Source organism: Bradyrhizobium tropiciagri (genome assembly GCF_001189845.1).
Lineage (GTDB): Bacteria > Pseudomonadota > Alphaproteobacteria > Rhizobiales > Xanthobacteraceae > Bradyrhizobium > Bradyrhizobium tropiciagri.
This window is the reverse complement of record NZ_LFLZ01000063.1, coordinates 22,845-46,291: the sequence shown is the minus strand read 5'-3', so window position 1 is coordinate 46,291 and position 23,447 is coordinate 22,845. Positions and strand designations below refer to the sequence as shown.

General features: G+C 64.9%; 22 protein-coding genes. 12 read left to right on the top strand and 10 right to left on the bottom strand.

Annotation, left to right across the window (positions count from 1 at the left end):
- Positions 1-4: 4 nt before the first annotated feature.
- From AKN84_RS34305 to AKN84_RS34280, 6 genes are read right to left on the bottom strand one after another with little or no spacing between them, the layout of a single operon-like run.
- On the bottom strand, positions 5-1,051 hold the full coding sequence (locus tag AKN84_RS34305; protein ID WP_050424882.1) for a branched-chain amino acid ABC transporter permease: 1,047 nt from the start codon (positions 1,049-1,051) through the stop codon (positions 5-7).
- Positions 1,051-1,923 (bottom strand): branched-chain amino acid ABC transporter permease, encoded by an 873-nt coding sequence (locus tag AKN84_RS34300; RefSeq protein ID WP_050424881.1) that lies wholly within the window; start codon positions 1,921-1,923, stop codon positions 1,051-1,053. The genes AKN84_RS34305 and AKN84_RS34300 overlap by 1 nt, the downstream gene beginning before the upstream one ends.
- Positions 1,924-3,861, bottom strand: coding sequence for an AMP-dependent synthetase/ligase (locus AKN84_RS34295; RefSeq protein ID WP_244485665.1), 1,938 nt, complete (start codon positions 3,859-3,861; stop codon positions 1,924-1,926). It lies immediately after the preceding gene.
- On the bottom strand, positions 3,858-4,652 hold the full coding sequence (locus AKN84_RS34290; RefSeq protein WP_050424895.1) for an ABC transporter ATP-binding protein: 795 nt from the start codon (positions 4,650-4,652) through the stop codon (positions 3,858-3,860). Before AKN84_RS34290 ends, AKN84_RS34295 begins: the two co-directional genes overlap by 4 nt.
- Positions 4,649-5,503 (bottom strand): ABC transporter ATP-binding protein, encoded by an 855-nt coding sequence (locus AKN84_RS34285; RefSeq protein WP_050424880.1) that lies wholly within the window; start codon positions 5,501-5,503, stop codon positions 4,649-4,651. Before AKN84_RS34285 ends, AKN84_RS34290 begins: the two co-directional genes overlap by 4 nt.
- Before the next feature lie 5 nt (positions 5,504-5,508).
- Positions 5,509-6,819: a phytoene desaturase family protein gene (locus AKN84_RS34280; RefSeq protein ID WP_244485664.1), complete on the bottom strand. Its 1,311-nt coding sequence runs from the start codon at positions 6,817-6,819 to the stop codon at positions 5,509-5,511.
- A gap of 252 nt (positions 6,820-7,071) precedes the next feature.
- Here AKN84_RS34280 and AKN84_RS34275 point away from each other — a divergent pair, with 252 nt between their 5' ends.
- On the top strand, positions 7,072-7,707 hold the full coding sequence (locus tag AKN84_RS34275; RefSeq protein ID WP_050424879.1) for a TetR/AcrR family transcriptional regulator: 636 nt from the start codon (positions 7,072-7,074) through the stop codon (positions 7,705-7,707).
- A gap of 25 nt (positions 7,708-7,732) precedes the next feature.
- Here the strand turns inward: AKN84_RS34275 and AKN84_RS34270 are convergent, their stop codons facing one another.
- Positions 7,733-8,872, bottom strand: coding sequence for a thiolase family protein (locus tag AKN84_RS34270; RefSeq protein ID WP_050424878.1), 1,140 nt, complete (start codon positions 8,870-8,872; stop codon positions 7,733-7,735).
- A gap of 18 nt (positions 8,873-8,890) precedes the next feature.
- The gene (locus tag AKN84_RS34265; protein WP_050424877.1) at positions 8,891-9,310 is read right to left on the bottom strand and encodes a Zn-ribbon domain-containing OB-fold protein; all 420 of its coding nucleotides are present in this window, start codon (positions 9,308-9,310) and stop codon (positions 8,891-8,893) included.
- A gap of 96 nt (positions 9,311-9,406) precedes the next feature.
- Between AKN84_RS34265 and AKN84_RS34260 the strand changes: the two genes are divergently transcribed.
- From AKN84_RS34260 to AKN84_RS34215, 11 genes are all read left to right on the top strand, one after another.
- Positions 9,407-10,057 (top strand): TetR/AcrR family transcriptional regulator, encoded by a 651-nt coding sequence (locus AKN84_RS34260; protein WP_050424876.1) that lies wholly within the window; start codon positions 9,407-9,409, stop codon positions 10,055-10,057.
- Positions 10,054-11,604 (top strand): class I adenylate-forming enzyme family protein, encoded by a 1,551-nt coding sequence (locus tag AKN84_RS34255; RefSeq protein ID WP_050424875.1) that lies wholly within the window; start codon positions 10,054-10,056, stop codon positions 11,602-11,604. The genes AKN84_RS34260 and AKN84_RS34255 overlap by 4 nt, the downstream gene beginning before the upstream one ends.
- Positions 11,601-12,392, top strand: coding sequence for an SDR family NAD(P)-dependent oxidoreductase (locus tag AKN84_RS34250; RefSeq protein ID WP_050424874.1), 792 nt, complete (start codon positions 11,601-11,603; stop codon positions 12,390-12,392). Before AKN84_RS34255 ends, AKN84_RS34250 begins: the two co-directional genes overlap by 4 nt.
- 9 nt (positions 12,393-12,401) lie before the next feature.
- Positions 12,402-13,175 (top strand): crotonase/enoyl-CoA hydratase family protein, encoded by a 774-nt coding sequence (locus AKN84_RS34245; RefSeq protein WP_050424873.1) that lies wholly within the window; start codon positions 12,402-12,404, stop codon positions 13,173-13,175.
- A gap of 2 nt (positions 13,176-13,177) precedes the next feature.
- Positions 13,178-14,152: an NAD(P)H-dependent flavin oxidoreductase gene (locus AKN84_RS34240; protein ID WP_050424893.1), complete on the top strand. Its 975-nt coding sequence runs from the start codon at positions 13,178-13,180 to the stop codon at positions 14,150-14,152.
- Positions 14,153-14,178: 26 nt separating this feature from the next.
- Complete coding sequence (locus tag AKN84_RS34235; RefSeq protein WP_244485663.1) at positions 14,179-15,090, top strand: ABC transporter substrate-binding protein; 912 nt, start codon at positions 14,179-14,181, stop codon at positions 15,088-15,090.
- Positions 15,087-15,395, top strand: a complete 309-nt coding sequence (locus AKN84_RS49475; protein ID WP_244485662.1) for a type 1 periplasmic-binding domain-containing protein — start codon at positions 15,087-15,089, stop codon at positions 15,393-15,395. Before AKN84_RS34235 ends, AKN84_RS49475 begins: the two co-directional genes overlap by 4 nt.
- A gap of 141 nt (positions 15,396-15,536) precedes the next feature.
- Positions 15,537-16,025, top strand: a complete 489-nt coding sequence (locus AKN84_RS34230; protein WP_050424872.1) for a DUF417 family protein — start codon at positions 15,537-15,539, stop codon at positions 16,023-16,025.
- 174 nt (positions 16,026-16,199) lie between these two features.
- Positions 16,200-18,422, top strand: coding sequence for a fused MFS/spermidine synthase (locus tag AKN84_RS34225; protein WP_202814717.1), 2,223 nt, complete (start codon positions 16,200-16,202; stop codon positions 18,420-18,422).
- A 511-nt stretch (positions 18,423-18,933) separates the two neighbouring features.
- Complete coding sequence (locus tag AKN84_RS34220) at positions 18,934-20,064, top strand: serine hydrolase (protein WP_128971418.1); 1,131 nt, start codon at positions 18,934-18,936, stop codon at positions 20,062-20,064.
- 151 nt (positions 20,065-20,215) lie between these two features.
- On the top strand, positions 20,216-20,533 hold the full coding sequence (locus AKN84_RS34215) for a hypothetical protein (protein WP_050424870.1): 318 nt from the start codon (positions 20,216-20,218) through the stop codon (positions 20,531-20,533).
- A gap of 90 nt (positions 20,534-20,623) precedes the next feature.
- Here AKN84_RS34215 and glgA read toward each other — a convergent pair whose 3' ends face one another.
- Positions 20,624-22,075: a glycogen synthase GlgA gene (gene glgA, locus AKN84_RS34210; RefSeq protein ID WP_050424869.1), complete on the bottom strand. Its 1,452-nt coding sequence runs from the start codon at positions 22,073-22,075 to the stop codon at positions 20,624-20,626.
- Positions 22,072-23,334: a glucose-1-phosphate adenylyltransferase gene (gene glgC / locus AKN84_RS34205; RefSeq protein WP_050424891.1), complete on the bottom strand. Its 1,263-nt coding sequence runs from the start codon at positions 23,332-23,334 to the stop codon at positions 22,072-22,074. Before glgC ends, glgA begins: the two co-directional genes overlap by 4 nt.
- Between the last annotated feature and the right edge of the window lie 113 nt (positions 23,335-23,447).

Below are 23,447 nucleotides of genomic sequence, written 5' to 3'. Positions count from 1 at the left end.
CTTGTTAGTAGCGCAGCGGCCAGTGCACCCAGGTTCGCTTGATATCGTGCCAGGCGCCGACCAGCCCCCTGGGCTGGAAGCGCAGGAACAGGATGATGACGAGGCCGTAGAGCATGCTCTTCAGCTCCTGCGCGCCGGTCGTGAAGGTCGCGTCCATCTGCGCGCTGAACAGGCTGAAGACGAGCCGTGTCGCCTCCGGCAGCAGCACGATCAGGACGGTGCCGAGCACCGCGCCGAGCGCCGAGCCGAGCCCGCCGACGATCAGGATCGCCAGCGCCTCGATCGAGAGCAGGAACGGAAAGCCCTCGACACTGACGAAGGAGAGGTAGATGCCGTACAGTGCGCCCGCGATCCCGGTGATGAAGGCCGAGGTGACGAAGGCGAACAGCTTGTAGGCGTGCAGATTGATGCCCATGACGCGGGCCGCGGTGTCGTTGTCTCTGATCGCAACGAAGGCGCGGCCGACCCGGCTGCGGCGGATGTTGAGGGTGGCGAAAAGCGTCAGCGCCGCGATCGCGAGGCAGAGATAGGTGAAAGCGGCATCGCTATCGAAGCTGATGCCGAAGATCTCGGGCCGCTGCACCTGAATGCCGCGGGCGCCATTGGTGAGCCAGCGCATCTCCAGGATCACGGTGTTGATGATGAAGGAGAAGGCGAGCGTGGTGATGGCGAGATAAAGCCCCTTGAGCCGCAGCGATGGCGCGCCGACGATCAGGCTCGCCAGTGCCGGCACCACGCCGGCGCCGAGGAAGCCGACCAGCGGCGGCATGTGATATTTCGACACCAGCACCGCATAGGCATAGGCGCCGGTGACGAGGAAGCCGACATGGCCGAGCGAGATCAGGCCGGTATAGCCGGTCAGGATGTTGAGCCCGAGCGCGCCGGTGACCGTGATCAGGATGATCATCAGGAACGACAGCGTGTAGGAGTTCAGCAAATAGGGCGCCGCGATCAGCGCCAGCAGCAGCACGGCGGACCACAGCCACACCGGCGGGGAATCGATCAGCGCAACCAGCTCGCCATAGGTCTGCTTGTAATCGCCGGTCCGCATCACACCCTCTCGATATCGCGTTCGCCGAAAATGCCGAACGGGCGGACCATCAGCACCACGATGATCATGGCAAAGCCCGCGACCTCCTTCATGCCGGAGCCGAGATAGCCGCCCGCCAGGTTTTCGGTGATGCCGATCAGGAGGCCGCCGAGGCCGGAGCCGAGCACGGCGTCGAGCCCGCCCAGGATCGTGGCTGGAAACGCCTTCAGCCCGAGTTGGAACATCGCCGGCGACAGATCGTAGGACAGCGCAAAGAACACGCCGCCGATGCCGGCGATCACCGAGGAGGCGGCCCAGGCCAGCGCATGAACTCTTGTGGCGCTGATGCCCATCAGCAGCGCAGTGCGGTCGTCGGCCGCGACCGCGCGCATCGCGACGCCGACCTTGCTGTAGCGAAAGAACGCCCAGATCGCAGCGAGCAGCAGAAGCAGCGTTGCGATGACCGCGAGCTGCCCGGTGCGCACGCCGATGCCGCCGAGATGCACGATGCCGCGGCCCATGCCGATATCGAGGCCGTGCGGATAGGCGTCCCAGATGAAGTTGATCGCCGAGCGCAGGATCACCGCGAGCCCGATCGTGACCATCACGGTCGCGAACACCGGCTCGCCCAGCATCGGCCGCATCACCAGCCGCTCGATGATGAGCCCGAGCAGGACCGCGGCGAGGATTGCGCCGATAGCAACCACGAACACGTTCCCGCTGACCGTGGTCGAGATCGTCCAGGCGATATAGGCGGTGATCATGGTCATCTCGCCTTGAGCGAAATTGACCAGGCCGGTGGACTTGTAGATCACCGCAAAGCCCATCGCGATCAGGCCATAGATCGCGCCGATTGCAAGGCCGGAGATCAGGAGCTGGACGAGATACTGCATTCAGCCCTCCGCCCGGTAGATGATGGCAAGCTCGCGCGCGAACTTCTTCTCGATCATGGCGCGGCGCACCTTCTGCGTGGCGGTCAATTCGCCGTCGTCATGGTCGAGTTCCTTCTCGAGGATGGCGAAGCGCCTGATGTTCTCGACCCGGGCGAAGCGCTTGTTGGTCTCACCCACGATGCCCTCGACCAGCTCGTGCACTTCCGGCAGCTGCGACAGCGACTTGTAGTTGGTGTAGGCCAGCGCGCGGTCGCGGGCCCAGCGGCCGACATTGTCGTAATCGATCTGGATGATGGCGCCGAGATACTTCCTGGCCTCGCCGACCACGATCGCTTCCTTGATGAACTCGGAATCCTTCAAAGCGTTCTCGATCTCCGATGGCGCGATGTTCTTGCCGCCGGCGGTGATGATGATCGCCTTCTTGCGGTCGACCACGGCGATCTCACCATTGTCTGTTATCTCGATGATGTCGCCGGTGCGCAGCCAGCCGTCTTGTTCCAGCGACGCCGTCGAGGCTTTCTCGTCGAGGAAGTAGCCCTTGAAGACGCCGGGGTTGCGCAGCAGGATCTCGCCGTCGGCATCGAGTTTCCATTCCGTCTGGGGTAACGGCACGCCGCAGCCACCGATCCTGTGGTGACCCCCGGTCTGGATGAAGGCGACGCCGCCACTTTCGGTGAGGCCATAGCCTTGCGACACCGGACGACCGATGATGTCGAAGAAGCGCAGCGTCTCCGGCGAGATCGAGGCGCCGGCGCACAGCCGGTGACGGCTGTAGGCGAAGCCGAGATGGCGCTGCAAATTGCGGAACATCAAAAGGTAGAGCAGGCCGTAAGCGGCGTGATCGAGCCAATTGGCTTTGCCGGCCTGCCGGCGGTCGGACAGCGTGCGGCCCCAGGCGAGGCAAGCCTTGGTGAAACCCTGCCGCAGCCGGCCGCTCTCACCGAGCCTGAACAGAAAGCCCTGCTGCAGCTTCTCGTAGATGCGGGGAACGCCGACGAAGAAGGTCGGCGCGATCTCGCGGATGTTGATCGCGACTGTGTCGATCGACTCGGCGAACGAGACCGTGCCGCCGAGCACGAGATGCGTCACCGTGCCGTAGCAGCGTTCGGCGACATGGCACAGCGGCAGATAACTCACCGCCTCGAACGGCTTGTCGGCGATCCCGACGGTTTTGGCGTAGGCATAGGCGGCGTAGACGAGATTGCGATGGGTCAGCATCGCCCCCTTGGGCGGGCCCGTCGTGCCCGAGGTGTAGACCAGGATGCAGACATCGTCGGGCGCACCCTGGCCGATCAGGCGATCGAGGGTGGCGTTGGCCTCCGGATTCTCCCGCGCATATGTCGTGCCGCGCTCGCAGAGTGCCGCGAACGACATCAGCTGCGATTGGCGGTAGTGCCGCAGGCCCTTCATGTCGATGCAGACGATGGCCTCGAGATCCGGCAGACCGCCATTGTTGGCCATCGCGTCGAGCACCTTGTCGGTCTGCTCCTGATCGCCGGTGACGACGATGCGGGCGCCGGAATGCTTGACGATATATTGCAGCTCGACCCAGGGATTGGTCGGATAGATGCCAACCGCGACCGCGCCGATCATCTGGACGCCGAGATCGGCGTAGAACCATTCCGGCGTGTTCTCGCCGGCGATGGCGATACGGTCACCGGGCTTGATGCCGAGCGAGAGCAGGCCCAGCGCGACCGCGCGCGCCGTTTCGTAATAGTGCCGCCAGGAATACGGGTTCCAGATGCCGTAGTCTTTCTCGCGCAGCGCCAGCGCCTCGCCATGCATGGCGGCGCGCTGCCGAAGCAATTGCGGGATGGTGATGGCAGCATCCGCGAGAGCCGCCTGCAGCGTGTCGGCTTCCGCCGCAGATGCGCTGCGCACGGCACTGGCGCGCAGCGGCGGATGGGTGGTGCGCAGGCTGTCCAGCGTCGACATCATGCGCCTGCCTTTGTGATCGCTTCAGTGCGCTGGCCGCCGAGATAGGCCTCCGCGACGGCCGGATCGCGCCTGATCTCGTCGGGCGTGCCCTCGGCGATCTTGCGGCCGAAATTCAGCACATGGATGCGGTCGGAAATGTCCATCACGATGCGCATCTCATGCTCGATCATCACGACGGTGATGCCGAGCTCGTCGCGGATGTCGAGCACGAAGCGCGCAATGTCCTCGGTCTCCTCCTGGTTCATCCCGGAGACCATCTCGTCGAGCAGCAGCAGTTTCGGCTCGCAGGCGAGCGCCCGGGCGAGCTCGACGCGCTTCTGCTGGCCATAGGACAGCGTGCCGACCACGGCGTCCCTGATATGCTCGATCTCGAGGAATTCGATGATGTGCTCGACGCGCTGCCGCGCCGCGATCTCCTCGTTGCGGGTGCGGCCAAAGAACACCACGGCGTCGAGCACGGTCGAGCGCAGGTGGGTGTGGCGGCCGGTCAGGATATTCTCGACCACCGTGCCGTGCTTGAACAGTGCCAGATTCTGGAAGGTACGGCCGATGCCGACGGCGGCGAACTTCCACGGCGAAATCGTCGCAAGGTCGATGCCATCAAAGGTGATCCGGCCGCCGCTCGGCCGCAGCACGCCCGAGATCATGTTGAACAGCGTGGTCTTGCCCGCGCCGTTCGGGCCGATCACACTGCAGATCTTGCCGGGGCTGACCTGCATGCTGACATCGGCGACGGCCTGCAGGCCGCCGAAGCGCTTTGACAGGTTCTCGATCGTCAGCAAAGCGGTCACGACAGCCACCGCTTGCGGCGCTTGTAATGCTTGACGTCGCGCAGGCTCTTGCGGCCGGACGAGGAGACGCCGAGATAGAATTCCTGGACGTCCTCGTTGGCGGTGAGCTTTTTGGCCGTGCCATCGAGCACGACGCGGCCGGTCTCGAGGATGTAGCCGTAGTCGGCGATGTCGAGCGCGCGCTGCGCGTTCTGCTCCACCAGCAGCACCGTCATCTTCAGCTCGTCGCGCAGGCGGACGATCACCTCGTAGATGCGGTCGATGATCAGCGGCGCGAGGCCGAGCGACGGCTCGTCGAGCGCCAGCAGCACGGGATCGGTCATCAGCGCGCGGCCGATCGCGAGCATCTGCTGCTCGCCGCCGGACATGTAGCCGGCGATCTGGTCGCGGCGCTCATGCAGCCGCGGAAATAGCGCAAACACCTTGTCGCGGCGCTCGCGTGCCTCGGCGCCGGTCCTGATATAGCCGCCCATCTGCAAATTCTCATCGATGGTCAGCGCGGCGAATACGCGGCGTCCCTCCGGCACCTGGACGATGCCGCGGCGAACCAGTTCATCCGGCGCAAGGTGATGCACCTCGTCATTGCGGAAGCGGATGCTGCCGTTCTCGATCACGCCTTCCTCGGTATAGAGGATGCCGGACATCGCCTTGAGCAGCGTCGACTTGCCGGCGCCGTTGGAGCCGAGCAAGGCGACGATCTTGCCCTCGGGCACCGCGATCGAGACATCGCGGATCGCCTCGATCGCGTTGTCGTAGACGATCCGGATGTTGCGGAATTCGAGCAGGGCATCCGTCGCCGTTGCCGTGAGCGGCGCTGCCTGCGGCGTCGGATGCGGGATCGTCGTCGGCATCTTGCTCAGACCCGGCCGGCCGAGCGGCGCGGGCGCGCGGCGAGGATCGCGTCGGTGACGATCTTGGCGGTCTCGGCGCAGGCCTGGGTGCCGCCATTGCCATACTGCTTCACCGCGTCGCCGACGCACCACAAGCCTTCGATGCCGGTCTCGCGCGGCAGATCGTAGCCGGCGCAGCTGCGTTGCGCCGGCCAGTCGTCGCGCATCACCCGGATCGACAGGATCTTGGCTTGGTCGAAATTGGCGAACTGTTCGCGCAGATCTTCGAGCGCCAGCGCAACCTCGGCATCGGAGTCGAAGTCGCCGAGCGCGGGCACCGGCACGGCATAGGCGACATAGAGGTGCCAGCCGGGTGGTGCCAGCTCCGGACAGGTGGCCGAGAGGTTCGCCATGTTGCAGAGGCGGCGCGTCTTGCCGAAGGTGACGATGCCGGGATGGTTGATCAGCGGCTCGCGGCTCGCGACGTTGATGACAATGTTGGCGGCCGGGCGGAGGTCGTTCTTCACTTTGGCGATGTAATCCGCCGGGAAGGCCTCGCTGCCGGCGAGCGCGACGGTGGCTTTCGGTCCGGCATTGCTGATGACGAGATCGGTGTCGATCCGCACCCGTTCGCCGTTCCGCAGAACGGTGACGCCTGCGACGCGGCCATTGGCGGTGTGGATTGTGGTCGCCGGCGTGCCGAGCCAGATGTCGCCATTGCGCCGGATCGCGCTGCCGAGGCTGTTCCAGACGCCGATCGTGCCCTGCGGGCAGAAGCCGAACTTCTTGAAGGCGCCCTTGCTGGTGAAATAGGTGAGGAAGGCGCGGGCCGGCAGTTCGGCGGCGTTGCAGGCGAAGATGGCCGCGCAGAGGTTGCGGAACAGCGCGTGCACCGTGGCGTTGCTGGTGTAGCCCTTCAGCCAGTCCTCGGTCGATTGCCGCCCGTCGGGCAGATTGCCGGAGCGGGCGTCGGCGAATTTCTCCAGGATGCGCGAGGCCTGTTTCGTGAGCTGCCCTAGCAGCAGCGACCAGCCGCCGCGGCCGACATCGATCACCTTGCCATCGATGAAGAACGAGCTCGCAGGCTCCGGCGCGCGGATGTCGAGCGGCGCGCCGACGGTGTGGAAGGTCTCCTCGAAGACGCCGCCGAACTCGATCGCGATCGCGCCGATATTGACCTTGAAGCCGTCGATCTCTTCGGTCGAAGCGCGGCCGCCCAGCCGGTCCTTGTCGTCGACCACGAGCGTGTGCAGCCCGCCATGGGCGAGGCGCGCCGCGGCGCACAGCCCGCCGGCGCCAGCTCCGATCACGACAGCATCGATCCTCTGAGTATCCACGCGCAGCCTCCCTCGATGCCGCCGGGTTGGTCCCGGCGTGCGCAATCCGCTTGCTTGATGGCAGGCAGTCTAATATAATCCGACCGGTCGTTCAAATTATTTTTTGACGCAGGTCAAAGCCTGGACGCGAGCGGTCGAACAGTTCTGGTGGATGGTGCCCGCAAAGGGGAGGAGGGCGCGGAGCGGCAGTAGTATAGAGAGACGGCGGCTGCCCGATTCCGGCGGCGCCGATGGTGGACGAGAGAGACAGGTATGGCGCGGACGCGCTCAGAAAATTACGACGAGATCCAGCGGGGCATTCTCACCACCGCCTGCGGCCTGTTCGCGCGGCAAGGCTACATGCGTGCCTCGATCGCCGACCTTGCGGATGCCTGCAAGCTGTCCCGCGGCGCGCTGTATCATTATTTCGATTCGAAGGAAGCGATCCTGTTCGCGATCCTCGATGCGCATATCCGCGAGATGATCGCCGATGTCGAGGTCGCGATGGCCGGCAAGACGGCGACGCTGGAGCAGTTCCGCGCCGCGATCCAGGCCATCGTCGCGCTCAACGCGCGCTCGAGCGACGAGCAGCGCGTGATCCTCAACGACCTCTCGTTCCTCGGCGAGACCGAGCAGGATGCGATCAAGGCGCTGGAGCGCCAGCTGGTCGACACGGTCTCCGATCTTCTGGTCAAGCTCGACAAGGAAGGCAAGATCGTCAAGCGGACCAAGAAGATCTACAGCATGATGCTGTTCGGCATCCTGAACTTCAGCCACACCTGGTACGACCCCAAGGGCGGCATCGATCCTCACGAATTCGCTGACATGGTGGTCGACCTGTTCCTGTACGGTTTCACCATGCCGGTGCCGGCGAAGGACGCCGCCCGGCCGCTGCGCCAGCGCGCGTGAGCTGGCGCGTTATCGCGCGGCGGCGTCACTTCTGCAGAATGTGCACGTAACAGACCGCGCCCACGCCCACCATGTGCGCGAGCCCGGTCCGCGCGCCGCCATGCTGGCGCGGGCCCGCTTCACCGCGTAGCTGCATCACGATCTCGCCGATCTGGCCGATACCGGTCGGGCCGATCGGATGTCCCATCGCGATCAGGCCGCCGGAGGGATTGATCGCGCATTGCCCGCCGATATCGAGCGCGCCGTCTTTCAGCATGCGAACTCCATGCCCCTCCGGGCAGAGGCCGATGCTCTCGATGTAGTGCAACTCCTCGACCGTGAAGGCGTCGTGCAGCTCGATGATGTCGAGGTCTTTCGGCGCCAGCTTGGCTTGCGCCAAGGCGAGGTCGGCGGTCTCCTTGGTGAGCGCTGCGTCGAAGCCGGTGCCGGGCGGATAGACCCGCTCGCTGCGGCCGACGGACGCCGTGGTGCGGATGGCGCGGCCGGCGTCGATGCCTAATCTGCGAATGCCGTCCTCGGATGCGACGATGACGGCGGCGGCGCCCTCGCCGATCGGCGTGCATTGCAGTGCAGTCAGCGATCCCGACACCCGCTTGCCGCCGAGCACCTCGTCGAGCGTGCGCTCCTGCTGCCGCTGTGCATTGGGATTCTTCGCCCCATTGCGATGGTTCTTCACTGCGACCAGCGCGATGTCCTCGGCCGTGGCGTTGTGACGGACCGCGTATTCATTGGTCAGCAGCGCGAAATGGGTGAAGGGGACGATGGCGTCCTCGGCGAGGTGGCCGATGCCAGTGTCCGAACGCCGCACCGGGTTGCGCTTGTCGACGCCAACCGCCAGCGCAACGTCGGAGATGCCGCTTGCGACCTCGATGCAGGCGTGGCGGAACGCGGTCGATCCGGAGGCCGACGCATTCTCGACATGCATCAGCGGTGCGCCCGTCGCGCCGAGATGGCGCAGCATCGGCCGCCCCGACGCCATGCCGAGCAGCGCGGTCGCGACATAGCTCGATTCCACCGCGGGCCATTCGATGCGCGCATCCGCCAGTGCAGAGCGGATCGCGGTGAGGCCGAGCTCTACATAGGGCGTCTCGCTCGGGTTCTGATAGCGGTGCCAGCCGATGCCGACGACGTAGACCGGCCGCAGTTCGTTGAGTGATCGTGTCATGGCGAAGCTCCGGGTCGATCAGGATGCGATGCTGAAGCGGAGATCGAGCACGGTCTCGCCGCTCTCGCTCTGTCCAACCGGTGCGAGCCGGCCGGTCACGCGCTGGCCCGGCGCAACCGGTGCGCTGTCATCGGCCAGCAGGGTGCGGATCACAGGCCCGTCGTCGAGCGCAACCTTGACGATGGTGAAGGGGGCCGGGCGGTTCTTGTCGGCGTGCAGGTGAACGGTCGCCTCCGCAAGCAGCGTTCCATTGGCCGATAGCTCGCACAACGTCAGCGCATTGCCATGGCTGCCGCAACGCTCGCAGCCATAGCTCTGCATCGGGAAGAACACGTATCCGCAGCGGCACCGGCCGCCCTTGAGGCGGACCGTCGCCCCTTCCCGATCGTTCGACCCCTCGAAATACAGGTCTGGTTTCAATAGCTTGTTCGGTTGCATGGTTTCCTCCAAAGAAATTTGTTGACTGACCAACAAACATTATTCTAGCTTGAATGCAAGCAAGAAGTAGCCGCACGGCAAAGGGAGCGAAGCTGAATGGCACGAGCAGTTCGACGCGCGCAGGAGCCGCGGGATGACGCACCGGCGTCACGGCGGACGCAGGTCGAGCGCCGCGACGAGGCGGAGCGGCGGATCCTTGAAGCCGCCGCTCAGATCGTCGCCGAAAACGGGCTCGATGCGATCACCCTGGCGGAGGCCGGTGCGCGCGCCGGTTACAGCCGCGGGCTGCCGTCGCACTATTTCAAGACCAAGGCGGATCTGTTGTCGGCGCTCGGCGCCTACATCATCGATTCGTTCATCACCGATCGCCGCGCCGCTTCGCCGGAACTGACCGGTTATGACGGCCTGATCGCATCGTTCAAATACTACTTCGTGATGCCGGCGCGGACGCCAGTCATGGCGCGCGCGTTTCACGCCGTGCTGGCGGGCGCGCTCACCGTGCCGCCGATTACGGCGACCGTTGCCAAGCTCAACCGCGAGACGCGAGGCGAGATCGCCGCCGGCCTCAGGGCGGGGATCGCCGCAGGCCGGTTGCGCGCCGACATCGATCTGGAGACCGAGAGCGCGCTGATCCTCGCCGGACTGCGCGGATCGGTGGCGCAGTGGCTGGTCGATCCGGAGGGCGTCGATCTCGAGGCCATCAGCGCGCGCTTCATTGCCACGGTCGAAGGAAGGCTGGCGAAATGAGCATTCTGCCGAACAGCGTCGAGTATTGGGCGGCCAATCGTCCCGATGATGTCGCCTTCATCGAAGGCGATCGCCAGATGACATGGTCGCAGCTCAACGATGCGGCGAACCGCGTTGCGCATGGCCTGGCGGCCCGCGGTGTCGTCGCGGGCGACATCGTGGTGCTGCGAACCCAGATCCGGATCGAGTGGCCGATCCTGAGCGAGGCGATCGGCAAGCTGCGCTGCTCGCTGCTCGGCCTGAACTGGCGGCTGACGCCGTCGGAGACGCAGTATGTGCTGTCCAACAGCGGCGCCCAGGTCCTCGTCTGCGACGATGAAGATCCAGCGGCGCTAAAGCCCGCATTCGAGGGCTTGCCGATCAAGCTCGCGGTCTCGATCGGCGCGGCGTCGCCCGGCCTCGTCGCATTCTCCGAACTGCTCGAGGCGTCTGCCGAGCCGGCGCTGCATTCGACCGGCCGGCCGCCGCTGATCCTTTACACCTCAGGCACCACCGGCCTGCCCAAAGGCGTGGTCTCGGTGCTGCAGCCGGGCGTCCAGATGGATGCCCGCACCAGCGAATATCTCTCCGACGTGGCATCGACCCGGCGCGGCCAGCCGGGCGGGGTGTCGCTGCTGACGCTGCCGCTGCACCATGGCGCAGGCCCCTCCCAGGTCTGGGGTGCGATCCAGCTCGGCAATCCGACCGTCATGATGCGCCGCTTCGACCCCGAAGGCGCGCTTCGCCTGATCGCGACGCATCGCGTCACCAACTGGACCGGCGTTCCCACCATGTACAAGCGCCTCGCGGCGCTGCCGAAGGACGTGCTCGATAGCTACGACGTGTCGTCGATCCGTGCGCTCTCGGTCGGTGCGGCCCCGGTGCCCTTTGAGCTGAAGCGCTGGATCATCCGCTATTTCGGCAGCGGCGTCCTCGGCGAAGGCTACGGCGCCACCGAGGTCGGCATGATCAGCTTCCTGCCGCCCGAGATGCAGGAGCTCAAGCCGGGCTCGAGCGGCCGTCCGCACAAGCATGTCGACATCTCCATTCGCGATACCGAGGGGCGCGAGCTGCCGCGCAACCGGTCCGGCGAGATCTGGATCAGGACACCGGTGACGATCCGCTCCTATCTGAACGGCAAGCCGCTCGGAGCCGACACGCGCGACGACGACGGATATTTCCGCGTCGGCGATGTCGGGATGCTCGACGACGACGGTTATCTGTTCATCACCGATCGCGCCAAGGACATGATCATTGCCGGCGGCGTCAACATCTACCCGGCCGAGATCGAGGCTGCGATCCTCCGTCATCCCGATGTGCAGGACGTCGCTGTCATCGGCATCCCCGACGACGAGTTCGGCGAGCAGGTCAAGGCGTTCTGCGAGCTGAAGCCCGGCCACACCACCGATGAGGCCGCGATCCTCGCGTTCTGCCGCGACCACCTTGCTTCGTACAAGCGGCCCAAGACGCTGTCGATTGTCGATGAACTGCCACGCAACACCATGGGCAAGCTGCTCAAGCGCGAATTGCGCGAGCCCTACTGGAAGGGACGGGAGAGAAACGTATGAGTGATATCCTCGATCTGAACGGCAAGGTGACGCTGATCACCGGTGCGGGCCAGGGCGTCGGGCGCCAAATCGCGCTGCACTTCGCCGCGCACAACGCGGCCGGCATCGTCGTCAACGATTACTTCCTTGAACGCGCCGAGCAGGTCGCGCGCGAAATCAATGCCGCCGGCGGCAAGGCGATCGCGGCGCAGGCCGACGTCACCGATCTCGCGTCGGTGAAGGCGATGATCGGCAAGGCCGAACAGGCCTTCGGCCCGGTCGACGTGCTCGTCAACAATGCCGGCAATGCCGGCGCCACGCCCGATCCCGATGCGCGCAAGCCGTTCTGGGAGACCGGCCCCGAGGTCTGGAACAGCTTCATCGGCGTCAATCTCTACGGCGTCATCAACTGCGCCTCGGCCTGCATTCCGCAGATGATCGAGCGCAAGGGCGGCCGCATCGTCACGATCATCTCCGATGCCGGCCGCGCCGGCGAAGCCGGCCTCGAGGTCTATTCGGGTGCAAAGGCGGGCGCCGCGGGCTTCACCCGCGCCGTCGCGCGATCGCTCGGCCGTCACAACATCACGGCGAATTGCGTGGCGATTGCCGCGACCCTGACGCCTGCGATCGAGGCGCGGCTGAAGGCCAATCCCGAGATGCAGAAGAAGATGATGGAGAAATACGTCATCCGTCGTCCAGGCCTGCCGTCCGACGTCGCCAACATGGTGTTGTTCCTCGCCTCCGATGCGAGCGCGTGGATCACCGGCCAGACCTACCCGGTCAACGGCGGCTTTACCTTCGCATTGTGAGGCGCAGCGATGACCACTGAAAACCAACAGGTCGTTCTGACCGAGCGGCGCGGCCACATCCTCGTCGTTACCCTGAATCGCCCCGAAGCGCGTAACGCGTGCAACCTTGCGCTCGCGCGCGGCATCTCCAATGCGATGGACCTGCTCGATGCGGAGGACGCGCTGTTCGTCGGCGTTATCACTGGTGCGGGCGGCAATTTCTCGGCCGGCGCCGATCTCAAGGCGGTGGCGCGCGGCGAGCGCGGCGTCACCGAGCGCGGCGGCTTCGGATTGTTTCGGCGGCCGCCGCGCAAGCCGCTGATCGCGGCAGTCGAGGGCTATGCGGTCGGCGGCGGGCTTGAGCTCTGCCTGTCCTGCGATCTCATCGTCGCCGCGCGCGACGCCAAGATGGGCCTGCCGGAAGTCCGGCACAATGTCGTCGCCGTCGGTGGCGGCCTGTTCCGCTTGCCGAAGCGGATTCCCTATCACGTCGCCATGGAGCTGGCGCTGACCGGACAGTTCAAGAGCGCGGAGTATTTCGAGCGCCTTGGCCTCGTGAACCGGCTCGTCGAACCCGGGCAGGCGCTCGACGCCGCGATTGCCTTCGGCAACGAGATCCTGGTCAACGGCCCGACGGCGCTGGCCGCCTCGAAGGAGATCGTGTTCCAGGCCGCGAACTGGACCGACGAAGCGGGGTGGACCGCACAGGCGCCGATTGCGGAACGCGCCTTCAATTCCGAAGACCGCGTCGAGGGGCTGAAGGCGTTCGCCGAGAAGCGCAAGCCGGTGTGGAAGGGGCGCTGATCATGCAGGCCTCCAGCCGCCGGAGCGCGCTTCCGGCCGCGATCGCGCAGCGGCTTCGGCTGCCGCTGATCGCAGCGCCGATGCTGCGTGTATCCGGCGTCGATCTCGTCACCGCGGTCTGCCGTTCCGGCGCGATCGGTGCGTTTCCGACCGCGAACGCGCGCTCGGTCGAAGAGCTCGATGCCTGGCTCACCCAGATCGAGCGCGGCGTCGCCGAGCTCGGCCGCCCGGCTGCACCGCATTGTCCGAACCTCATCATCCGCCAGCCGCGCTTCAAGGATGATCTCGCCTGCCTCGTCCGGCACAAGGTCGAGTTGGTCATCACCAGCGTCGGTTCGCCGGCCGCGGCGGTTCAGCCGCTGCATGATGTCGGCTGCCTCGTGTTCGCGGATATCGCTTCGCTGCGGCATGCCGAGAAGGCGATCGAGGCGGGCGCCGATGGTTTGATCCTGCTCACCGCAGGGGCCGGCGGGCAGACCGGCTGGGCCAATCCATTCGCCTTCGTGCGCGCGGTGCGCGCCATGTTCGACGGTCCGGTCGTGCTCGCGGGCGGCGTGACCGACGGCACCGCGCTCGCCGCGGCGCGGCTGCTTGGCTGCGATCTTGCCTATATGGGCACGCGCTTCATCGCGGCGCGCGAGAGCATGGCGAGCGATGCCTATCGGAGGATGCTGGTCGACAGCACGCTCGACGACATCATGCTGACGAAGGCCTTCACCGGGCTCGGCGCCAGCATGCTGCGGCCCTCGATCGTCGCCGCGGGCCTCGATCCCGCAAATCTCGACGAGTCCGTGTCGGAGGCACGTGCGCGTGAAAGGTTCGGCGGCAAGAGCGACGCGGAAGGACCACGGCGCTGGATTGAGGTCTGGAGCGCCGGGCATTCGGTCTCCGGCGTCCGTGCGGTGACGGGAGCGGCCGCCATCGTCGACGAGATCGCCGCGCAATATCAATTGGCATTCGAAAGAGGCGCCGCATAAGGCGCCCAATCCAACGGAGGAAACCCATGATGACGATCAGCCGTCGAACGCTGCTCGGGACGACGGCGGCCGCGCTCGCGGCGTCGATTGGCGGCAAGGCATTTGCCGGCGCTTCCTATGATCCTGGCGCCAGCGATCAGGAAATCCGCATCGGGCAGTTCGGACCGCTCAGCGGCCCGGTGTCGTCGTTCGGTGTGCTCGCCAATGCGATGGATGCCTATTTCCGCATGCTGAACGACGCCGGCGGCATCAATGGCCGCAAGATCAAGTTCATCAACTACGACGACGCCTACAGCCCGCCGAAATCGGTCGAAGCGGCGCGGCGTCTGGTCGAAGGCGACGAGGTGCTGTTCATCGCCGGCGCGATGGGAACGCCGGGCAACATCGCCGTGCAGAAATATTTGAACGCGCGAAAGGTCCCGCAACTGTTCCTGGCGGCGGCCGCCAGCAAGCTGTCGGATCCGGCCACCAATCCGTGGACCATGGTCGGCGGATCGACCTACGAGATCGAAGGAGGTGTCGTCGGCCGCTACATCGCCGCCTCAACGCCCGATGCGAAGATCGGCGTGCTGTATCAGAACGACGATGCCGGCAAGGCTACGCTGTCGGGCCTCAAGGCGGGATTGGGCGCGAAGACCGCACAGATCGTCTCCGAGCTGAACTATTCGGTCGGCGGTCCCACCATCGATTCCCAGATCGTCCAGATGAAATTGTCCGGCGCCGACGTGGTGTTCCTCATCACCATCCCGAAGATGGCGAGCCAGGCGCTGCGCAAGATGGCCGCGCTCGAATGGCGGCCGCAGGTGTTTCTCGGCGCCGGCAATGCCTCGGTACGCGCAACGCTGAAGCCCGCGGGTTTCGAGACTGCCCAGGCATTCTCGCCTTCGCGACCCGGATGGACCCCGGCAATCCGCTCTGGGCAGAGACGCCGGACATGAAGCAGTACATGGCGTTCCTCGATCGTTACGTCCCGAATGCCGACCGCGCGGACGACCTCTACGCCATCGGCTACACCGCCGCGGCAACCGCGGCCCACGTCATCAGCCAATGCGGCGACCAGCTGACGCGCGCCAACATCCTGCACCAGGCGACCAACCTGAAGAACTTCGCCGCGCCGCTGCTGATTCCCGGCATCACCCTCAACACCACGCCGAGCGACTATGTGCCGATCAAGCAGTTTCAGCTGATGCGGTTCAAGGGCGAGGCCTATGAGAAGGTCGGCGAGCTGCTCACCGCGGCCTGACCCATCACGTCGCCTGCACATCCTTGTGATGGGCGTCGTGGGGTGCCGCGCGTAACACGCGCGCGGCACGCTGCGTAGTCCTGCCACGAACGCCGCAACAGCGGCCGATCGTGGTATCGCAGCAAGGGAAGAAACATCCGCATGAATCTGTCGTTCAACATCGCCGAACGGGGCGAGGGGTCCTTTCGTCTGCTCGCGATCCTGCGCTGGGTCATGGTTGTGATCTTCGTGTCGTTCGGCATGCAGAAATTCACGCTGCAATCCGCGCAGGGTATCGTGCAATTCATCAGCAACAGCCCGTTCGTCTCGTGGCTGTCGGTGTTCGGTCTCCGCGGCGAGGCCTATGTGCTTGGCGTCGTCGAGTTCGGCATCGCGGTGCTGCTGGCCGCCGGTGCCTTCAGCCCGATCCTGTCGGCGATCGGTGCGCTGATGGGCGTGATCACCTTTGCGGTGACCTGGTCGTTCTTCTTCACGACACCCGGGGTGGTGAAATGGAGCCTGTCGACCGACCCGATGGCCTGGAACCTGGCCGGCGAGTTCCTGTTCAAGGACATCGTGCTGCTCTGCGTCTGCCTCGTGCTGCTGTTGGCCTCGCTGCCGCGGTCGATCGTCCGGGCGCGGACCGGATAGCCACCGCCTTGGTTAACGTTTGCTGAATCGATGGTGTCTCGTTCCGACCCAAACGCGCCAGTCTTGAGACGTTCGACCGAAATCCTCGTCCCGTTGCTCGAATGCAAGGGACCAGTGCAACCGACGATTGACCTATTGTTGCTATGAGAAATCTCCCGAAACTGGGGGATAAACGTGACTGCCCTTGAACTGTCGACGGCGAGTTCGGCCTCATCGGCCGTGCGCCATCGGATCCTGCCGATCCTGTTCTTCTTCTCCGGAATTCCCGCACTCGTCTACCAGCTCACCTGGCAGCGAAGCCTGTTCCGCATCTTCGGGGTCAATACGGAATCCGTCACCATCGTCGTGACCGCGTTCATGCTCGGCCTGGGGCTCGGCAGCCTTGCCGGCGGATGGATCACGCGACGCCGAGTTGTGCAGCCTCTGCTGCTGCTCGGTGTCATCGAGCTGCTCACCGCGGCGTTCGGCGTCGTCTCGCTCGCGATTTTCGAATGGATCGGCGACCTCGCGCTCGAATGGTCGTTGCCGGCCATCGGCGCCGTCAATCTGCTGCTGGTGCTGATCCCGACGCTTCTGATGGGCGCGACGCTGCCGATCCTGGTTTCGCACCTGGTGCGAACGTCGGGACAGACGGCTCATTCGGTCGGCCTTCTCTATTACGTCAACACATTGGGCGCCTCGGCCGCCTGCCTGCTTTGCGCCATCGTCATCTTTCCCCATCTCGGGATGCACGCGGCGGTGATCATCGCGGCGGGGATCAATGTCGCGGTCGCTGCCGGTGCGTTCATCGCCCATTATCGGCGCAAGGAACTGGACGACGCGAGCATCGTTCCGCAGCGCCTGCGAGCTGCGCCGCCGATCCTCTCAATGCCGTTCGTGATGCTGCTTGCCGCAGTCGGCGGTTTTGTCTCGCTGTCCTACGAGATCTTTCTGTTTCGGACGGTGTCCTTTGCCTCGGGATCGAGCTCGATGGCGTTTGCCTTCGTGCTCTGCGGCTTTCTGGCGGGCGTTGCCGGCGGCGCGTACAACACGGCGCAGGTCTGCGCGCGGCTTTCCCCTGCGGATGCGATGGGTGAGGCTGCCAAGGGCCTGATCTGGGCCAATGCCGCGGGCGCGGCCTTTCTGCCGCTCGCGAACCAGTCCGCCGGAATGGGTGTCGGATTCATCCTGATCGTGCTCGCCGGGATCTATCTGATCGCGCGGCAGTGGGGCGCGCTGCTGCCGTTCCTGTCGCATTTCGGCATCGCGGCCGACGATCGAGCTGGCATGCAGACGGCGCTGCTCTACAGCGCGAACATTGCCGGATGCGCCATCGGTGCAGTCGTCACCGGCTTCGTGCTGACGAATTACCTCGGTCTGCAGCAGATCAGCATGCTGCTGCTCGGGATCGGCACCCTGTGCTCGTTGCTCTTGATCTACAAGTCCCCCAGCGTGACCGGTGCGCGGAGGAGGGCGGCCGCGATCGCGGTCGCTGTTCTGTGCGCCGGAATGCTCGTCGCGCCGCCGCTGTCGCGGCATCTGTTCGAAAACCTCCAGACCCATACGAATTCCGGTCAGACGTTCGTCCGTGTGGGCGAGAACCGGAGCGGCGTGATTACCGTCGACGCCGACGGCGTCGTCTACGGCAACGGCATGTATGACGGCCGCTTCAACACCAGCCTGAAATCCGATCGCAACGGCGTCATCCGCGCCTATGCGCTCAGCCTGTTTCACCCGGCGCCGCGCGATGTGCTGGTGATCGGGCTTGCGTCGGGGTCGTGGGCGCAGGTCATCGCGAACAATCCGGCGGTAGAATCGCTCACCATCGTCGAGATCAATCCGGGCTACACCCAGCTGATTGCGGAGCGGCCCGAGGTGCAATCGCTGCTGCACAATCCCAAGGTCACCATCATCGCGGATGACGGACGCCGCTGGTTGCGCCGCCACCCGGGACGGCAGTTCGATGCGGTCATCTCCAACACGACCTGGAATTTCCGCGCCAATGCCACCAACCTGCTCTCGGTCGAGTTTCTCGAGCTGGTCAGCGGCCATCTCAATCCCGGCGGCATCGTGTTCTACAACACGACCTCGTCGCGACGGATCCAGAAGACGGCATGCACCGCGTTTCCCTATGGAGCGCGGTTCACCAACCACATGGTGGCGTCGAATGCGCCGCTCGACTGGAACTATGCACGCTGGCGGGCGGTCCTGGAGGCCTACACCATTGACGGAAAGCGGCAGTTCGATCCGGCCGACAAGTCCGATCGTGATTTCCTCGACGAGCTGATGCACGAGTTCCGCCTCGACGGTGATATGATCGAGCAGTGTCCGACGCTGCTGTCGCGGACCACCGATCAGGTTCTTGTCACCGACGACAACATGGGAACCGAGTGGCGCTATTATCTCGGCCTGGAGTAGCGGCATCCCGGTGTATGCGGTCACGCATGCGTCATCGGGAACCTGGAACTCGGAACCTGAACCGGACAATTCGTCGCAGGCAGCCATGTCTTGTCAATCGAATCTCATCGGCCTATGCAACCGTTGATTGACGAATTGTCGCTAGTAAGAAACGGTCCCCAGTTGGGAGCGGAATGTGACGAAGTCAGACATAGCGGTGGTCCGCCCGGCAGACGCCGGTATTGCCGTTCCGTCCAAGCACCTTCGCTGCATTTTTAAAGATCCCGCTTTTTTTAATTCCATTGCAGTTCCCGCACCGTGGCTGGAGTGGGAGGGCGGTCGCGATCGCGGTTTCCGGTAGTGACCCCTGGAACAGCGATCGGGCCGCCCCTTCCCAGCCGGGACAGGTAACGGTGAAGTGCGCGCAATCGTGAACGCGGACGCTTAGGTTCCATCGCTAGGATCGCGATGTCGCCATCTCGCGGTGCCTGAACAAATCAGACATCGCAACATCGTCCTGATTTCGCTCTTGATGAAACAGTGGCTCCCTGTCCGGATCGCGGCCGTCGTGCTTGCCGTCGCAGCTAGCGCGCTCGCGGGGGCGCGTGCGGATTCCGACATGGATGCGCTGATCAGGGACATCGTCACGTCGGAACTCGCGCCGACCGCGACCGCAGCCGATCCGGGCGGCCTCGCCGCCGCGGTGTATGCCGGCGGCCGGCTCACCTTCGTCAATTACGGTTTCGCCGACGCTGCGGCCAAGCAGCCGGTCACGTCGGACACGCTGTTCAACCTCGCTTCGCTGCGCAAGCTGTTCGAGGCGACGCTGGTCGCGCTTGGCACGGAGCGTGGCGAATTGCGATTGGACGATCCGGTCGGCAAGATTTTGCCCGAGTTGCACGGCGACTATATCAGCCACGTCACCGTCGGCGAGCTGGTCAACCATACGTCCGGGCTGCTGCTGCCGACCGATCATCCGCCGTGGCCGAACGAGACCTTCAGCCGCGACCAGTTCATCGCGATGCTCAATGCGTGGACGCCGCCTGAGGACGTCGAGCCCGGCAAGCAACGCGTCTACAGCCATGCCGGCTACGTGCTGCTGCAGCTGGTGCTGGAGCGGCGCTATCGCATGCCGATCGCGACGTTGATCGAGAGCCGCATCCTCAAGCCGCTCGGCATGACGTCGACCTTCGTTGCGGATCGCGGCGAGGACAATCGCGCGGCGATGATGCCGGAGATCATGCAGCGCATGGTCCAGGGTTACTCCCACGACGGAGCGACGATCGGCCCAATCGGCGATCAGCAGAGCTATTACGATTTTCCGGGCACCGGCCAGATGTTCTCCTCGGCCCGCGATCTCGGCATCCTGCTGCGGGCCTGTCTTGACGGCGGAGTGATCGATCCCGAATTGCGCGCGGCATTGCAGATGACCATGCGCGAGAGTTTTCGTGTCGATGCGAAGTTCGGGCAGGCGATGGCATGGGAGCATGTGCGGCTCGACGGCGTCACCGTCATCGACAAGCCGGGCGGTCTCAACAACGCCTCCGCCTATACCGGCCTGGTGCCTGCGCGCAGGCTCGGCATCGTGCTGCTCGCCAATCGCGGCGACTATCCGCACGAGATCGCGCGCTACAGGATTTTGCCGGCGCTCGCGCGGCTTTGACCAAACGAACTTATCTTAAGGATAATGCGTGCCAATCCGATGACACGGCTTGCGCGGCTGGAGCAGGGGATGCATGCGAAATTTGTAATGGCACCGTAAACTGATCGGCTATATAAGCCGGTAGCTTCTTCTCCATGTTGAAGAGGCTGATATGACCGATTTGCATACTCCTGATTTACATTCTTGGCTTTCGCAGCAGCCGCATGGCTTGCGGACCTTCAGGACCTTCCAGCAAAAACTCGAGACCTTGAGCAAGGACGACCCCGAGCAACGCGGCGTTTGCCGGCTGCTGAGCGGTCTCGTCGGCAACTACGTCGAAACCTTTGACGAGGAGCCGTTGCCGGTCGCGGTCGCCGACCGCGCCTATGGCCGGCTGCTGGATCTCGTCGCGAGCCTCGATCTCAAGGGCAATCCCGATCGACGCCTCGCCGATATCAACCGCATCGCGTCCTGCGATCTGTTGAACTGAGCGCGCTTTACCTGCTCACCTTGTGAGCATGATCTCGGCGCAAACGCATCGCGTTTGTCGCGAGGGAAAACCGCGTCGCACTTTTCCGGATCAAGCTCTGGCGGCAAGCTCGCGATAGAGCGCGGCGTAGCGGCCGGCGCGATTGTGCCAGGAGACATCGGTGGCCATGCCGGCTAGCTGCAGCCGGCGCCAGGTCACCTTGTCGTTGAACAGCAGGTTCGCTGTGCGCAAGCCATGGGCGAGCGCCTCCGAGGTGACGGGCGCGAACTTGACGCCGGTTGCAGCACTGCCTGTGACTGCGGCTTCGTCGAAGCCCTGCACGGTGTCGGCGAGGCCGCCGACATTGGCGACGATCGGGACCGCGCCGTAGCGCAGCGCGCAGAGCTGGGTGAGGCCGCAGGGCTCGAACCGCGACGGCACCGCGAGCGCATCGGAGCCTGCCTGAATCAGATGTGCCAGCGCCTCGTCATAGCCGATTACGACTGCGATCCGTCCGGGATTGTCGCGCGCTAGCTCTGTGTAGCGATCCTGCAGATCGCGATCGCCGCTGCCAAGCAGCGCGAGCTGGATGCCTTCGCCGAGCAAGGTCGGAATGTTGTCGAGCAGCAGGTCGAGCCCCTTCTGCCATGACAGCCGGCTGATGACGCCGAGCAGCATCGCATCCGGCGTCGGATCGAGCCCGAAGCGCCGCTGCAACGCCGCCTTGTTGGCGGCGCGCTCTGCTATCTGCTCGGCGCTGAAGCGCGCGGCGATATCGGGGTCGGTGGCCGGATTCCATACCGCGATATCGATGCCGTTGAGGATGCCGCTCAGCACGTCGGAGCGTTCGCGCAGCAGGCCGCCGAGCCCCATGCCGCCCTCGTCGCTCTGGATCTCCTGCGCATAGGTCGGCGACACCGTGGTGATGCGGTCGGCAAATTGCAGGCCGGCCTTGAGCAGGCTGATGGTGCCGTAATATTCGACGCCGTGAAGCGAGTAGGACTCGCCCGGCAGGCCGAATGTCGCGAGCATGTCCAGCGAGAACTGGCCCTGATAGGCGAGGTTGTGCACGGTCATCACGGTGCCCGGCCGCGGCTGCCCGCCATAATGCAGATAGGCCGGCGCGAGGCCGGCCTGCCAGTCATGGGCATGGACGATGTCGGGGACGTAGGAGGCGATCGCGCCGCGGCCGATTTCCGCCGCCACCCGCGACAGCGCCGCGAAGCGGATGCCGTTGTCGGGCCAATCGCGTCCGTCGGGGCCGACATAGGGATTGCCCGGCCGCGCATAGAGATGCGGCGCGTCGAGCGCGAGCAGATCGAGGCCGTCATGGGTGCCGGCGAGCACGCGGATCGGCCCGCCGTAGAACTCGCCCCAGTGCAGCAGCGTCTCCGCCGAGGCCAGCGCGTTCAGCACAGCCGGATAGCCGGGCACCAGCGTCCGCGTCGTGACGCCATGCTGCTGCAGTGCCGCCGGCAGCGCGCCGGCCACGTCGGCGAGGCCGCCGGTCTTGACGATCGGGTAGACTTCCGAGGCGACCGCGAGGACGCGGATGGGCGTCATGTGCCGAGCCTCTCGATCATCGATTGCGTGATCAGCGTGATCCCGTTCTCGGTGGTGCGGAAGCGCTTGCCGTCGAATTCGGGATCCTCGCCGACCACGAGTCCTTCCGGAATTCGCACGCCGCGATCGATCACGACGTTCCTGAGCCGCGCGCCGCGGCCGACATTCACATAGGGCATGATCACGGCGTTCTCGACATTGGCGTAGGAATTGACATGGACGCCGGTGAACAGCAGCGACCGTCGGAGCGATGCGCCCGAGATGATGCAGGCGCCCGAGACCAGCGAGGTCACTGCCTGGCCGCGCCGTCCGTCCTCGTCGTGGACGAATTTGGCGGGCGGGGTGATCTCGGCGTAGGTCCAGATCGGCCATGACCGATCGTAAAGATCGAGCTCGGGCACCACGTCGGTAAGATCGATGTTGGCGCCCCAATAGGCATCGACGGTGCCGGCATCGCGCCAGTAGGAGCGGGGATCGTCGCCGGAGCGGACGCAGGAATCGTTGAACTGATGCGCGATCGCCCGGCCGTGCTTCACGATATAGGGGATGATGTCCTTGCCGAAATCGTGGGCCGAGTTCGGGTCGGCGGCATCGCGGCGCAATTCGTCGAACAGAAATTCCGAATTGAAGACATAGATGCCCATGCTGGCCAGCGACTTGTCGGGCTTGCCGGGCATCGGTGGCGGATCGGCCGGCTTCTCCAGGAAGGACTGGATCAGGCCGGTGTCGTCGATGTGCATGATGCCGAAGGCGCTGGATTCCGCGCGCGGCATCTCGAGGCAGCCGACCGTGACGTCGGCGCCGCTCTCGACATGCTGCTTCAGCATGATCTCGTAGTCCATCTTGTAAACATGGTCGCCGGCGAGCACCAGGATGTACTTGGTGCCGTGCGCCTCGAGGATGTCGATGTTCTGGTAGACCGCGTCGGCCGTGCCGACATACCACATCGTTTCAGAAACGCGCTGGCTTGCGGGCAGGATGTCGAAGCTCTCGTTTCGTTCCGGGCGGAAGAAGTTCCAGCCGCCTTGCAGGTGCCGGATCAGGCTGTGCGCCTTGTACTGGGTCGCCACCGCGATGCGGCGGATGCCCGAGTTCACCGCATTGGAGAGCGCGAAATCGATGATGCGGGACTTGCCGCCGAAATACACTGCCGGCTTGGCGCGCTTGTCGGTGAGCTCCTGAAGTCTGCTGCCGCGTCCGCCGGCCAGCACGAAAGCGAGGGCGTGACGCGACAATGGTTCATTTCCGACTGGTCTCATGGTCATCCTCCCAGAACTTCAGGCTGGCCCCGCTGCCTTCTCTTGTCCGGAAGGCCTGATCGGACGCCAACGGGGCCGATTGGAACGTAGCAAGAGCGTCCCGGTTGGGCAAA

Bases quoted from the DNA above. Each gene is read 5' to 3' on its own strand.
- AKN84_RS34305 (WP_050424882.1), bottom strand. From the start codon at position 1,051: ATGCGGACCGGCGATTACAAGCAGACCTATGGCGAGCTGGTTGCGCTG.
- AKN84_RS34300 (WP_050424881.1), bottom strand. From the start codon at position 1,923: ATGCAGTATCTCGTCCAGCTCCTGATCTCCGGCCTTGCAATCGGCGCG.
- AKN84_RS34295 (WP_244485665.1), bottom strand. From the start codon at position 3,861: ATGATGTCGACGCTGGACAGCCTGCGCACCACCCATCCGCCGCTGCGC.
- AKN84_RS34285 (WP_050424880.1), bottom strand. From the start codon at position 5,503: ATGCCGACGACGATCCCGCATCCGACGCCGCAGGCAGCGCCGCTCACG.
- AKN84_RS34275 (WP_050424879.1), top strand. From the start codon at position 7,072: ATGGCGCGGACGCGCTCAGAAAATTACGACGAGATCCAGCGGGGCATT.
- AKN84_RS34270 (WP_050424878.1), bottom strand. From the start codon at position 8,872: ATGACACGATCACTCAACGAACTGCGGCCGGTCTACGTCGTCGGCATC.
- AKN84_RS34265 (WP_050424877.1), bottom strand. From the start codon at position 9,310: ATGCAACCGAACAAGCTATTGAAACCAGACCTGTATTTCGAGGGGTCG.
- AKN84_RS34260 (WP_050424876.1), top strand. From the start codon at position 9,407: ATGGCACGAGCAGTTCGACGCGCGCAGGAGCCGCGGGATGACGCACCG.
- AKN84_RS34255 (WP_050424875.1), top strand. From the start codon at position 10,054: ATGAGCATTCTGCCGAACAGCGTCGAGTATTGGGCGGCCAATCGTCCC.
- AKN84_RS34250 (WP_050424874.1), top strand. From the start codon at position 11,601: ATGAGTGATATCCTCGATCTGAACGGCAAGGTGACGCTGATCACCGGT.
- AKN84_RS34245 (WP_050424873.1), top strand. From the start codon at position 12,402: ATGACCACTGAAAACCAACAGGTCGTTCTGACCGAGCGGCGCGGCCAC.
- AKN84_RS34240 (WP_050424893.1), top strand. From the start codon at position 13,178: ATGCAGGCCTCCAGCCGCCGGAGCGCGCTTCCGGCCGCGATCGCGCAG.
- AKN84_RS34235 (WP_244485663.1), top strand. From the start codon at position 14,179: ATGATGACGATCAGCCGTCGAACGCTGCTCGGGACGACGGCGGCCGCG.
- AKN84_RS49475 (WP_244485662.1), top strand. From the start codon at position 15,087: ATGAAGCAGTACATGGCGTTCCTCGATCGTTACGTCCCGAATGCCGAC.
- AKN84_RS34230 (WP_050424872.1), top strand. From the start codon at position 15,537: ATGAATCTGTCGTTCAACATCGCCGAACGGGGCGAGGGGTCCTTTCGT.
- AKN84_RS34220 (WP_128971418.1), top strand. From the start codon at position 18,934: ATGAAACAGTGGCTCCCTGTCCGGATCGCGGCCGTCGTGCTTGCCGTC.
- AKN84_RS34215 (WP_050424870.1), top strand. From the start codon at position 20,216: ATGACCGATTTGCATACTCCTGATTTACATTCTTGGCTTTCGCAGCAG.
- glgA (WP_050424869.1), bottom strand. From the start codon at position 22,075: ATGACGCCCATCCGCGTCCTCGCGGTCGCCTCGGAAGTCTACCCGATC.
- glgC (WP_050424891.1), bottom strand. From the start codon at position 23,334: ATGAGACCAGTCGGAAATGAACCATTGTCGCGTCACGCCCTCGCTTTC.